General features: G+C 69.3%; 10 protein-coding genes. 4 read left to right on the plus strand and 6 right to left on the minus strand.

The window, feature by feature from the left end:
* The first annotated feature begins 142 nt into the window (after positions 1-142).
* Positions 143-790: a response regulator gene (locus ABD974_RS14655; protein WP_345304077.1), complete on the plus strand. Its 648-nt coding sequence runs from the start codon at positions 143-145 to the stop codon at positions 788-790.
* A 21-nt stretch (positions 791-811) separates the two neighbouring features.
* Here ABD974_RS14655 and rne read toward each other — a convergent pair whose 3' ends face one another.
* Positions 812-3976: a ribonuclease E gene (gene rne, locus ABD974_RS14660; protein ID WP_345304078.1), complete on the minus strand. Its 3165-nt coding sequence runs from the start codon at positions 3974-3976 to the stop codon at positions 812-814.
* 462 nt (positions 3977-4438) lie between these two features.
* Between rne and ABD974_RS14665 the strand changes: the two genes are divergently transcribed.
* On the plus strand, positions 4439-5416 hold the full coding sequence (locus ABD974_RS14665; protein WP_345304079.1) for an RluA family pseudouridine synthase: 978 nt from the start codon (positions 4439-4441) through the stop codon (positions 5414-5416).
* Positions 5417-5475: 59 nt separating this feature from the next.
* Here the strand turns inward: ABD974_RS14665 and ABD974_RS14670 are convergent, their stop codons facing one another.
* The 3 genes from ABD974_RS14670 to ABD974_RS14680 form a co-directional block, all read right to left on the minus strand.
* The gene (locus ABD974_RS14670) at positions 5476-8268 is read right to left on the minus strand and encodes a serine/threonine-protein kinase (RefSeq protein ID WP_345304080.1); all 2793 of its coding nucleotides are present in this window, start codon (positions 8266-8268) and stop codon (positions 5476-5478) included.
* Positions 8269-8349: 81 nt separating this feature from the next.
* Complete coding sequence (locus tag ABD974_RS14675; protein ID WP_345304081.1) at positions 8350-8898, minus strand: ECF-type sigma factor; 549 nt, start codon at positions 8896-8898, stop codon at positions 8350-8352.
* Between the two features lie 120 nt (positions 8899-9018).
* Complete coding sequence (locus tag ABD974_RS14680; protein ID WP_345304082.1) at positions 9019-9360, minus strand: 4a-hydroxytetrahydrobiopterin dehydratase; 342 nt, start codon at positions 9358-9360, stop codon at positions 9019-9021.
* A gap of 102 nt (positions 9361-9462) precedes the next feature.
* Here ABD974_RS14680 and ABD974_RS14685 point away from each other — a divergent pair, with 102 nt between their 5' ends.
* Positions 9463-10056 carry an NfuA family Fe-S biogenesis protein gene (locus ABD974_RS14685; protein WP_345304083.1) on the plus strand — a complete coding sequence of 198 codons (594 nt, stop codon included), beginning with the start codon at positions 9463-9465 and terminating at the stop codon, positions 10054-10056.
* Between the two features lie 16 nt (positions 10057-10072).
* Positions 10073-11818: a hypothetical protein gene (locus ABD974_RS14690; protein WP_345304084.1), complete on the plus strand. Its 1746-nt coding sequence runs from the start codon at positions 10073-10075 to the stop codon at positions 11816-11818.
* 158 nt (positions 11819-11976) lie between these two features.
* On the opposite strand, the gene ABD974_RS14695 is transcribed toward ABD974_RS14690, so the two are convergent.
* Positions 11977-12441, minus strand: a complete 465-nt coding sequence (locus ABD974_RS14695) for a c-type cytochrome (protein WP_345304085.1) — start codon at positions 12439-12441, stop codon at positions 11977-11979.
* Positions 12442-12452: 11 nt separating this feature from the next.
* Positions 12453-12791 carry a c-type cytochrome gene (locus tag ABD974_RS14700; protein ID WP_345304086.1) on the minus strand — a complete coding sequence of 113 codons (339 nt, stop codon included), beginning with the start codon at positions 12789-12791 and terminating at the stop codon, positions 12453-12455.
* Between the last annotated feature and the right edge of the window lie 159 nt (positions 12792-12950).

A 12950-nucleotide genomic window follows, 5' to 3' on the forward strand; every position in this document is an offset into this window, starting at 1 on the left:
GTCATCCGCGCCGATGCCCGCGCCGACGACCCGCGCGGAGCGGGTCGGAATTTTCCGACACGCGGACGCGGCGAACGCCGGTTGAGGGCCGCGCGGGCCTCGCCTAGTCTGTGTCCGGGACGTACTCCACGAGGAACAGGGAATGACCATCCGCGTTTTTCTGCTCGACGACCATGCGCTGGTGCGCACCGGCATGCGCATGATGCTGTCGGCCGAGACCGATATCGAAGTTGTCGGTGAGGCCGACAACGGCGAGAGCGCGCTGCCGATGATCCGCAGGCTGCGGCCGGACGTGGTGCTCTGCGATCTGCACCTGCCCGGCATCAGCGGCCTGGAAGTGACCGAGCGCATCGTCAAGGGCGACTACGGCAGCCGCGTCGTCGTGGTGTCGGTGCTGGAAGACGGGCCGATGCCCAAGCGCCTGATCGAAGCCGGCGCTTCGGGCTATGTCGGCAAGGGCGGAGACGCGGGCGAACTGCTGCGCGCGGTGCGCGAGGTGTCCCGCGGCAAGCGCTATCTCGCCAACGGCATCGCGCAGCATCTGGCGCTGGCCGGACTGGGCGGCGAGGCCACGCCGTTCGACAGTCTCTCGCCGCGCGAACTGGAAGTGGCGATGCTGCTGGTGCAGGGCCTGCGCCAGGAAGACATCGCGAAACGGCTGAGCCTCAGCGCGAAGACCGTGAACACCCACAAGGCGCGGTTGTTCGAGAAGCTGGGCATCCAGGACAGCATCGCGCTGGCGCGGCTGTCCTCGCAATACGGCCTGAGCGATCCCGCGCACGTCCTCTGACGCACGCGGGGCGATTCCGCATCAGGCGTTCTTCGACGCCTCGTCGTCCTGGCCGTCGCCGCCCTGCGGCTTGGCGTCGGGCAGGGCGTCGAACAACTGCAGGCCGATGCCGTACTGCGGCGCGGCGATGTCCTGCGCGAGTTCCGGCGCGACCTCGGGCGGGGTCACGATCACCGCGGCATCGATCATCGCGGTATCTGCCGCGGCGAGGTCGACGGCTTCGACCGACTGCGGCGCATCGGCGGGGGCCGCGACGACCTCGGTCTCGGCCGCTGCGGTTTCGACCGCTGCGACTTCGACGGCGGCCGGTTCGATCACCGTCTGCTCGACCACGACGGTCTCGACCACGACGGTCTCGACCACGGTCGGCTCGACGATGGTCGGTTCGATCACGGCCGGCTCGATGACGACGGCCTGTTCGATCACGTTCGCTTCGGCCGTCGGCGTTTCGACCACGGGGGCCGCAACGACGGCGGGGCTTTCGATCGCAGGCGCCTCGGCGCGCGGAGTTTCCGGCATGGCGATCGATGCGGTCATCGCCGGAGCGGCGGCGACCGCGACGGGCGTCTCCGCCGGCAGGCGCTCGATGGCGGGCAGATCGTCGAAATCGAACTCCGGCTGGCTGCGGTCGAGCGCGGCCGACTGCGGCTCGTCGCCCGGCAACGCGTCGTCGGCCAGCATTTCGCCGGCGACGACGCCTTCGCCGTTGCCGCGACGGCGGCGACGGCCACCGCGACGACCGCGACGGCGGCGGCCACCCGCTTCCTGGGCGCCATCGTCGCCGGCATCGTTCGCCTGATCGGCGCCGTCCAGCGCCGTGGCTTCGAGTTCGGCGTCGTGGGCGTCGGTACGGACCGCAGCGTCGACAACAGGCGTGGCGATCGGTGCGGTCGCGACGACGGCGGCCGGTGCTGCGATGGCCTCGACCGGCACCGCGGCGGCCGGCTTCGGCGCTTCCGCGGCGACCGCTGCGCGTTCTTCGCGACGCGGCTGGGGCTGCTGCTGACGCGGAGCGTTGTCGGCGTTGGCCGGCTTCTGCTGCTGCGGCTGCTTCTGCTGGTTCTGTTGCGGCTGGTTTTGCTGGGGCTGGTTTTGCTGAGGCAGGTTTTGTTGGTTCTGCTTCTGCTGCTGGGGCTGTTGCCCTTGCTGCCCCTGCTGTTTCTGCGGCTGCGGCCCCTGCTGCTTCGGCGATTGCCCCTGCGACGGGTTGCGGCGCTGTTCGTCCCGACGCTGCTCATCGCGGCGAGGCTCATCGCGGCGCTGTTCATCCCGCCGCGGTTCGCGCTGCTGACCCTTCGGCCCGCGCTCGTCGCGACGCTGATCGCGGCGTCCGTTGCGGTCCTGGCGATCGTTGCGCTCGCCGCGATTGTGCTGCGGTCCCTGCTGGGGGCGGACAGGCGCCGGTGCCGGCGCGGCTTCGCCGCCGCCGAACAGGCCCTTGATCCAGCCCATGAGACCGCCGGTTTTCGCGACCGGTGCGGGCTGCGCGAACGCGGGCATCGGCGCGGGTGCCTGCACGGCCGGCTGCGGTTGCGGCTGTGGGGCCGGGCGCGGCGTTTCCTCGCGGTCCTCGCGCAGCGGCGCGGGGCGGGCCGGCTTGACGTTGGTGACCGCCGGCGCAGCCGGAATGTTGAGATTCGCCTTGGTCAGCGCGATCGTCGCCAGCTTGCGCGGGGTGCCGCGCTGGTAGCTCGGCTTCGCTGTTTCCTCGCCCAGTTCGTTCTCGCGCAGTCGGGTCACTTCGTAGTGCGGCGTGTGCAGCGATTCGTCGGCGACAATCACGATCGGCGCGTCGTGGCGCTTCTCGATCTCGCTCAGCGCGCGGCGCTTTTCGTTGAGCAGGTAGTTGGCGATCTCCACCGGGGCCTGCACCAGCACCTGGCCGGTGTTGTCCTTCATCGCATGCTCTTCGGCGAGGCGGATGATCGACAGCGACAGCGACTCGATGCTGCGCATGCGGCCGTGGCCGTCGCAGCGCGGGCACACCAGCTGGCTGGATTCGCCGAGGCTGGGACGCAGGCGCTGGCGCGACATTTCCATCAGGCCGAACTTGGAGATGCGGCCGAGCTGGACGCGGGCGCGATCGTGCTTCAGCGCCTGCGACAGGCGGTTCTCGACATCGCGCTGGTGCTTGTTCGAGGTCATGTCGATGAAGTCGATCACGACCAGGCCGCCGAGATCGCGCAGGCGCATCTGGCGCGCCACTTCTTCTGCGGCTTCGAGGTTGGTGTTGAACGCGGTTTCCTCGATGTCGCCGCCCTTGGTTGCGCGCGAGGAGTTCACGTCGACCGCGGTCAGCGCTTCGGTCTGGTCGATCACCAGCGAGCCGCCCGAGGGCAGGCGCACCGAGCGCTCGTAGGCGTTCTCGATCTGCGATTCGATCTGGAAGCGGTTGAACAGCGGCGTGTCGTCGGTGTAGTGCTTGAGCTTGCGCAGGTTCTGCGGCATGACCTGCTCGACGAATTCCTTCGCCTCTTCGTACATCTCCGGCGTGTCGACCAGGATCTCGCCGATGTCGGCGCGCATGTAGTCGCGGAGGGCGCGGATGATCAGGCGCGATTCCTGGTAGATCAGGAACGGCGAGGACTTCTTGAGCGCGGCTTCGGCGATCGCTTTCCAGACGCTGAGCAGGTAGTCGAGATCCCACTGCAGTTCTTCGGCATCGCGGCCGACGCCGGCGGTGCGGATGATCACGCCCATGTCGTCCGGGATCGCCAGCACGTCCATGGCCGCCTTCAGCGCGGCGCGGTCGTCGCCTTCGATCCGGCGCGAGACGCCGCCGGCGGTGGGCGAGTTCGGCATCAGCACCATGTAGCGGCCGGCGAGCGAGATGAAGGTGGTCAGCGCGGCGCCCTTGTTGCCGCGCTCTTCCTTGTCGACCTGGACGACGATTTCCTGGCCTTCGCGCAGGAGTTCCTTGATGCTGGCCTTGTGGTGATCCACGCCGCTCTGGAAATAATCGCGAGAGATTTCCTTCAGCGGCAGGAAGCCGTGGCGCTCCGCGCCGTATTCCACGAAGGCCGCTTCCAGCGACGGTTCGAGCCGGGTGATGCGGCCCTTGTAGATGTTGGACTTCTTCTGTTCCTTCGACGGCCGTTCGATGTCGATGTCGTAGAGGGTCTGGCCGTCGACGATCGCGACGCGCAGTTCTTCGGCCTGCGTCGCATTGATGAGCATGCGTTTCATGGACTTGCGTTCCTCAGCGCTTCGGAACCCGCCGGGAGCGGGCGCGCGGAACGCCGGGGCGTTTTCGCCTCTGGAGACTGCCGGCGGCACCGTCGCGCGCAAGGGCGCGCGGCCGGAGGTCCGCTACATGTGTTCCAGCGCTGCAACACCACGGCGGGCCGCGGGAGCGCTTTTCTTCTGGTGTTTTGCCGGGCCGGCTGCCTGCTTCGCTGCGCTTGGGGCGCGACGTCGCGGCGGCGCGGGACGTGTTCAGAGCACGGATGCCATGCACCCGGCGATAAGCGGGTTCGCCGACAAGCCGCTAACATGGCCGCCCCGGGGGCGGTGGCCGCGCACTGCATCGAAGATCGCAAGGGAGGTGGGCTTTCGGCCCGGCGCCGCTGCAAACGAAGCCAGCAGCGGCAACTTCCTGCGAAATCAAACCCTTATACCGCCCAACGAGTGTAGCAGATCACGACCCCGATGGCCTCAATCGATTCCAATCCGCGCCCATCGGGACAGGTCCGCCTGGTCCGCGTGCCCGAGGACCGCGCCGGCCAACGGCTGGACAATTTCCTGCTCGGGCAGCTCAAGGGCGCACCCAAGTCCCTGATTTACAAGATCGTGCGCAGTGGCCAGGTGCGGGTGAACGGCGGGCGCGCCAAAGCCGAGACCCGACTGGAGGCGGGCGACGAAGTGCGGATCCCGCCGGTGCGCCTGTCCGAGCCGGGCGAGAAGGGCGCCCCGGCGCGCGGGCTGCTGGACGCGATGGCGGCCAGCATCGTGTTCGAGGACGCCCGGCTGCTGGCGATCAGCAAACCCTCCGGGGTCGCCAGCCATGGCGGCAGCGGCATCGGTTTCGGGGTCATCGAGACCCTCCGCGCGCTGCGGCCGAACGAATCGCTGGAGCTTGTGCATCGGCTCGACCGCGACACCTCCGGGTTGATGGTGATCGCCAAGAAGCGCTCGGCACTGACCGAACTGCAGGCGCTGATGCGCGAAAGCGACGCCGACGACGGCCGCGGCATCGCCAAGCGCTATCTGGCGCTGCTGGCCGGCCGCATGCCCGACGGCACCATGACCGTCGATGCACCGCTGCACATCGGTCTGCGCCAGGGCGGCGAGCGCCACGTCCAGGTCCATGCCCAGGGCAAGCCCTCGCTGAGTCATTTCCGGGTGCTGGAGCGCCGCGGCGGGCATTCCTACTGCGAAGTGCGGATCGAGACCGGTCGCACCCACCAGATCCGCGTCCATGCCCAGCACATCGGCCATCCGGTCGCGGGCGACGACAAGTACGGCGATGTCGAGGTCAACAAGCGATTGCGCGAACAGGTCGGCCTCAAGCGCCTGTTCCTGCACGCCGCGTCGCTGGAGTTCTCCCTCGATGGCGGTCGCGCCCACTATCTGCTGGACGCGCCGCTCGCGCCGGAATTGGTGGATGTCCTGGATCGTCTGAAGTAACCCTTCCGCATCGCCCGAATCCTCTTCGCCGCTCCGGGATTGCCGCCCGAAACCGCGTCTCAGCGTTGCGCGGCCATGCGTCGTCGCTGCGTGGTGGCGACGCCGGGGGCGTCGTAGCGCACGCTCGCGGCGGCCGCGGCGTCTTCTTCCGCCTGCGCCGCGGCGAGCTGCCCGTTCGCGGCCAGGGCATCGGCATGGATGCGCTGCAGATACGGACCCATGCGGACATCGCGAAAGCCGGTCACGTCCTTCCAGCCGGCGATCGCCGCACCGCTTTCCCGCAGCGCGTCCGCCGTGCGCGTTTCCGCCAGCGCAATCCGCGCCAGTCCGCCGTGGGCGAGCGCGACATGCGCGAAGCTGCGCCCGTCGGCATGCGCCACGACGCTATCGAACTGCGCGCGGGCCTCGTCGAGGCGCCCGCGTTCGAGCAGCCAGCGTCCCCAGCTTTCGCGGATCGCCATCACCGGCTGGTCGCTGTCGGACTGCTGCTGCAGGTATTCGTCGAGCGATGCTTTGAGCATGCGCCCGGCGTCGGCATCGCGTCCTGCGCGCGCATAGGCTTCGCCGAGATATCGGCGCACCAGCCGCAGCTTGAACGAATGCACGGTCTGCCGGGCGTACAGCGCGAGCGCGGCTTCGAGCTGCGGGATGGCGAGTTCCGGGCGTCCTTCGCTGGAGAGGCGCTCGCCGTAGACTTCGCGGACCGTGGCGACGTCCGTCGCATGTCGGCCATCGGCGGGCAGCAATGGCAGCAGTCGTGCGAATTCGCGATGCGCGGCCTCGCGTTGGCCGGAGAGATGCAGCGTGCGCGCCGCATTCACGCGCGGCACCCAGGCGGTGGGAAATTCCGCGCCCGAGGTGCGGTCGGCGTAGTCGGCGGATGTGCGGAACGCTTCCGCAGCTTCGGCGAACTGGCCGAGCTGCTGGTGCGCGAGTCCGAGGTTGCCGTAAAGCGTCTGCAGTTCGGCGTCGTTCCGGTCCGGCAGGGATTCGGCCAGCGCCAGGGTTTCGTTGTACGCCGCGATCGCGCGGGCGTGGTCGAGCTTCATCGATGTATAGAAGGTGGCCAGCTCCTGCAGGGCCGTCACCATCCCGCGCGAGCGCGGATCGTGGCGCCGATAGAGCTCGACGGCGCTGGCATAGGCGCGCTCGGTCTCGTCGATCCGGCCGTCTTCGCCCTGCAGTTGCAGGCCGCGCGCCAGCCACCATTGCGCGCGCAGATGCGGGTCTTCGTCGCCGCTCGCGGTCAGCTGGCGATCCGCCTCGGCCACGCGCGCGGCGCAGATCGCGTGTTCGCCCTGGCTGCAGGCGCGCTGGGCGCTTTCGACCGCGCCGTTGAGAATGTTCGGATGCAAGGGGCCGAAGCGTTCGCGCACCTTCTTCAACTGCAGGGCCTGCAGCGCTTCGTAGCGCGCGTCCTCGCCGAGCTGGGCGTAGAGATCGGCGATGGTGCGCAGCAGTTCGATCTGCAGTTCGGGGTCGTCGGCGAAGCGCGATTCGATCTTCGCTGCGCCGGCATCCAGCAGCGCCTTGGCGGTGATGTTGCCGCGCGGCTGGTCCGATGCCGTGCGCGGATCGCTGGCCGCGAAGATCTCGATCAGGAAGTCCTTGATCGCGCTCGCCCGGCGCGCTTCTTCCGCGGCCCGCTGCGACTGCCACAGCACGCCTGCCAGACCGGCGCCCATCGCCAGCGCCAGCATCGCGGCGACCGCGACGCCCTGGCGATGCCGATGCACGAACTTCGCGGCCCGGCGCCAGCGACCGATGCGCCTCGCCTGGATGGGCTGATGCGCGAGATAGCGCGCGAGTTCCGCCGAGAACGCCTCGACCGAGCCGTAGCGCTTCGCCGGATCTGGCTCCATGGCTTTGGCCAGGATCGCGTCCAGATCGCCGGTGAGTTCCCCGCGTCGCTTGCCGGAGACCCGGGTGGACGCCAGCGGCGCATCGTGGCGCGCTTCGACCATCCGGCCCAGTCGCGACCGGACCGGGAACGGCCGCGCTCCGGTCAGCAGCTCGTAGAGCATCACCCCGAGGGCATAGACATCGGTCGCGACCGTGATCGGGCTGCCGTCGAGTTGCTCAGGCGCGGCATAGTCGGGCGTGGCGGCGCGGCCGCCGAGTTGGGTCAGGTCGCTGTCGGCGGGATCGTCGTCGAGCAGTTTGGCGATGCCGAAGTCCAGCAGCTTGATCTGGCCGTCTTCGGTGGCCATCACGTTCGCCGGCTTCAGGTCGCGGTGCACGATCAGCCGCGCATGCGCGGCCTGTACCGCCGCGGCCACCTCGCGCAACAGCGCGACGCGTTCGCGTACCGACAACGCGCGATGCTCGCAGTATTGCGTAATCGGCGTGCCTTCGACGTATTCCAGCGCCAGCCACGGCTGCTCGCCGTCGATGCCGGAATCGTAGAACCTTGCGATGCGCGGATCGGAGAGGGCGGCGAGGATGTCGCGCTCGCGCCCGAAGCGCTCGCGGAGCGCGCCGCCCAGCAGGTGCGCGTGCGGCAGTTTCAGCGCGACTTCGCGCTGATACGCACCGTCCGCGCGCGCAGCCAGCCAGACCGCGCCCATGCCGCCGCTGCCGAGCGGCCGCAGCAGTCGCCACGGTCCGATGCGTTCGCCCTCGACGAACGCCGGTGGCTGCGCGTCGACGGCGGCCGCCGGCGTCTGCAGCCAGTCGCCGCTGCGCCGCTCGCCGCGCAACAGCAGCGCCTGCAGCGCGTCGCGAAAGCGGAGGTCGTTGTCCGGCAGCGCGTCCAGCCACGCGCTCCGCGCCGCGGGTTCGAGTTCGAGGCACTGGTCGAGCAACGCGGAGAACCGCGGCCAGTCGGCAGGAGGGCAGGGCAGGACGTTCATGCGCACTCGCAGGGATGGGCGCCCGCACGAACGGGATGCGGCGTCGTGACCGGACATCCGTCCCTGGCGATCATCCGGGCGTCACGCCAGCATCGATGCCAACAGCAGCCGCGCCTTTTCCCAATCGCGACGCACGGTGCGGTCGGTGAGGCCGAGCGCTTCGCCGATCTCGAGCTCGGTCATGCCGCCGAAATAGCGCATTTCCACCACCTGGGCGAGTCGCGGCTCCAACTGCGCCAGCGATTCCAGCGCCTCGTGCACCTGCAGGGCTTCGTCGTCTCCGGTGATGCCGTCGCCGAGCGCGGTGTCGAGGGTGACATTGCGCGCACCGCCACCGCGACGCTCGGCATGGCGTTCGCGCAACTGGTCGACGATCACCGCGCGCATGACCTGCGCGGCATAGGCGAAGAACCGGCGCCGGGTGTCGACCTGCAGGGTCTGCTTGCCCGACAGCCGCAACCAGATCTCGTTGACCAGCGCGGTGCTGTCCAGCAGGGTCATCGGGCCGGAACGCGCGAGTCGTGCGCGCGCGAGCTTCTTGAGCTCGTCGTAGGCGGCACCGAACAGTGCGGCGTTGTCCACGCCGCCGCCGGCATTGCCCGCATCGATCAGTTCGGTGATGTCGCCCACATGCAATCCCTGTCGCGATCGGTTCGTTGGAATACTGTTCGTCGGAAGACCCGGGAGCCTGTCGTCGGCCCGGCGTCCTTCGACCCCGGGAAGCGACGGCGCCGCGTCCGTGCTGGAGCGTCAGCCCGCGAGCGCTTCGGCTTTCGCCGCGCAGATGAAATCGTTCTCGCTGAGGCCGCCCACGTCGTGGGTGGAGAAGCGCACCACGCAGCGGTCGTAATGCACGCCCAGGTCCGGGTGATGGTCTTCGCGATGGGCGATGTGGGCCAGCGCGTTCACGAACGCCATCGTGCGGTAGTAATCGGGAAAGGCGAAGGTCTTGAGCAGCGCGTGGCCGTTTTCCGCCAGCTCCCAGCCGGGCAATTGCGGCATGAGTTCGGCGATCTGCGCGGGCGGCAGGCGGTGTTCGTGGCCGCGGCGGGGAATGCAGCGCGCCTGAGCGAGGGGGACGAGGTCGGACATGAGGGGGCACTCCCGGAAGGAATCGCACGAAACTGAACACTGTTCCGCCGGCATGACGAAAAGCAGGCGGGCACGCGACGGACGGACCGCTAGAATAGCCGCATGATCCAGATTTCCGAATCCGCGCAGTCGCACTTCCGCCGTTTGATCGAACGCGAGGCCCTGCCCGGGCTCGGCGTGCGCCTGAGCGCCCTCCACCCCGGTACGCCGCGCGCCGATGTCCGCCTGGAATTCGCCGAACCCGGCGACCTGCAGGGCGACGAATGGGCGGTGGACTGCGAGGGGTTCACGCTGTGGCTCGATGCCGGCAGCGTGCGTTATCTCGACGGCGCGGAGATCGATTACACCCAGCAGGCCACCGGCGGCCAACTCCAGATCCGCGCACCGAAGATCAAGGGCGAGACGCCGGGCGAATCCGCATCGCTGGTCGAGCGCGTACATTGGGTGGTGGAGCATGAGGTCAATCCGCAGTTGGCCCAGCACAAGGGACATGTGTCGGTGCGGGAAGTGACCGCCGACGGCGTCGTCGTCCTGAGTTTCGGTGGCGGTTGCCACGGCTGCGGCATGGCCGACGTGACGTTGAAGCAGGGCATCGAGAAGACCCTGCTGGAGAAAGTCCCGGGCGTGACCGCCGTGCGCGACGCGACCGACCACGCCAGCGGATCGGCGCCCTACATCGCGCGTTCGTCGGTCTGACCGGGCCCCGCCGCGCGTGTTTTCCGCCGCGGATCTGATCGAAATCCTGCAGGTCCGCCATCGGCGGCGTTTTCCGGTGCATGCCGATCGCCCCTTCGGCGGGTTTCCGCCGACCTGGCGCGCCTGGTTCATGGCGATGGGCGAGCGCGTCGGTACGGTCGCCGGCGCGCCGGTCGCCGATTATCTGGACGTATTCCTGGCGCGACCGCTGCGCCCGCGACCGAAAGCCGCGCCGCCGCTGGATCGCTGGCGTGCCTTCGCGCGACTGGCGCGCCAGCAGTGGGAGCCCGCGCCGCGCGATCAGCGCGGTCTGCGCCGATTCGCGGCGGCGTTCTCGGGCCTGCTGCATCTGGTGTTCGGCGTATTGTTGCTGTGGTTGGGTTTCGTGCAGCTCGGCGACGCGCCGCCGGAGGCGCAGCAGGCCGGCGAATCGATCCTGATCGAATACATCGGCGACGGGACGCCGGCCGAGACCGGTGGTGCGCCCGCGGCAGGCGAAAGCGACGCGCCGGCGTCTGCAGCGGCGTCTGCGTCGACATCGACTCCCGTGGCCGCCGCAGCCGCCAGCGCCCCGTACGTGCCGCCAACGCCGCCCGATGTCCGGCAGGCCGACACCACGCCATCGCAACCCGCGCCATCGCAACCCATGCCGCCCGAAGAGGCGCCGTCGCCACCGGTCGACGCGGCAGCGCCGCAGCCGCTGGCGGTGACCGAGACGCCGACGACCGATATCGATTTCACGCTCCCGGCGCCGGTTCCGATCGACCCGACGATTCCGCGCCCCGCGCTGCGGGTGCCCGAGGTCGCCGCGCAGGCGACCGAAGTCGAAACCTTCAAGGCCACCACGGCAGTGCCGAACGTGCAGCGGCCCACGCCTCGACCGGCGATGCCGACCGTGCCCGTGCTGCGGACCGAAGTGACCGAAGTCGAAGCGCAGCGCGCGCCGGCGCCGGTCGTCGCGCGTCAGGTTTCGCCCAGCGCGCAGCGCACGCCTGCGCTGCGGGTGCCCGAAATGCGCACCGTCCCGGGCGAAGTGCAGGTGCGCGCACCGCCCGCGCCGGCCGCTGCCACCGCTGGCGCATCCACAGCGGCGCCCACGCCATCACGCGTACCCGCCACCGGGACTGCGCCCTCACCGGGCACCGCGAGCCCGCCCGCGACCGCCGCCACGTCCGGCGGTCGTCCGCAGGCGACGGCGACGGGTCGTCCCGCCGCGGCCGCACCGGCCGGCGCGGGGCCGACGCCTTCGCCACGCCCGGGCGCCGCCCCCAGCACCGTGCGCAGCGACGATTGGGGCGCATCCGACCGCAACGTTCCCGGCAACAGCACCGCCGGGCGCTCGCCGGGGCTGTTCAACAGCGACGGCAGCGTGCGCCTGCCGGGCGACGGTGGACGTGTCGGTGGCGGGCTGCCGCCGGGCACGGTCATCGAGGATTTCGAAAAGATCGATCGCATGGGCACGTGGCTCAAACGGCCGCCGCTGGACTACACGCCGACCCGTTTCGATCGTTTCTGGATTCCCAACCGTTCGCTGCTGGAAGAATGGGTGAGCCGCGGCATCAAGAACGTGGCCATTCCGATCCCCGGGACCACCAAACGCATCCTGTGCACCGTGTCCCTGCTGCAGGGTGGGGGCGGCTGCACCATCCACGATCCCAATCTGCAGGATCAGGAAGCCATCGCACGACCGCCGCCGGACGTGCCGTTCAAGCCGGAACTGCAGGAAGACCGGGACAGCCTGCCGCGCACGAACGGGCCCTGAGTCCGGACCGGTCGTCGTTCCGCGAAACTGGTTGCGGGAAGAACGGGTCCTGTGAAGTCGTCGCCGCGTCGATCCAAACGTGCGGAAGATCAATCCGTCGAAACGCGAACGGGAGCCCTGAGGCTCCCGTCGTCGTCCATCGCGTGGCGCTGTGCGGCTTATTTACCGTGCAGATCGCCCAGCGGGCCGGCCTGTGCGGCGAAATAGGCGGCGAGGTCGGCGATGCCCTGATCGTCGAGCTTGCCGGCATCGGCCGCGCCCTTGATCTGGTTGGTCATCAGCGCATGCTCGCGGCCGCCGTCGCGGTACTGCTTGATCGCGTGGAAGAGGTAGTCCTGATACTGGCCGGCGAGGACCGGGTAGGTCACGTCGATGGGCTTGGCGCCGCCGGGGCCGTGACAGTCGATGCAGGCCTGGCCGGTGCCGCTGAGCTGCTTGTCGGCGGCGATGCGTTCGCCGCGGGCGGCGTCGCCGTTGAAGGCATTGATGTGGTCGAACTCGGCCTTGTGGCCGGCCTTGGCGCCTTCGGCGTGGGCGGCGGCATCGGGTTCTGATTTGCCGCAGCCGCTCAGAGCGATGCCGAGGGTCAGGGCGAGGGCGATGGACAGGGTACGCTTCGTCATGCGGGCGTCGCTCACTTCTTCAGGCTCGAAAGGTAGGCGGCGATGTCGGCGATGTCCTGCTCGGAAAAGCTCTGCGCCTGCGCCTGCATGGTCGGGTGCTTGCGCGCGCCCTTGCGGTACTCGATGAGCGCGTTCGCGAGGTATTCCGCGGACTGGCCGGTGATTTTCGGCACGCTGTAGGTGGGATAGGCGTTCTTGTAGCCGGTGACGCCGTGGCAGCCCTGGCAGGTGTAGGCCAGCTGTTTGCCTTTTTCGGCGGAACCTGCGGGCGTCTGCGCCTGCACCGCGAAGGCGGCGAACAGGGCGAGGCAACCGGCGAGCAGCGAACAACGATTCGTCGATCGGATCATATCTGGCGTCATGTCGGGGCGTGATGTCGGGAGCGTCCGCAGTCGCGAACGCGCAATCCAGACAGTATAGCCTGAGCCATCGCTCCGACGCAGGCCGTCCGGACCACCTCTCCGATGCAGCGCCCGGGTGTCCCGCGAGTCACCATGACCTCTGGCGGA

Origin of the sequence: Lysobacter hankyongensis, assembly GCF_039543145.1 — a bacterium.
GTDB classification, from domain to species: Bacteria; Pseudomonadota; Gammaproteobacteria; order Xanthomonadales; family Xanthomonadaceae; genus Lysobacter_I; species Lysobacter_I hankyongensis.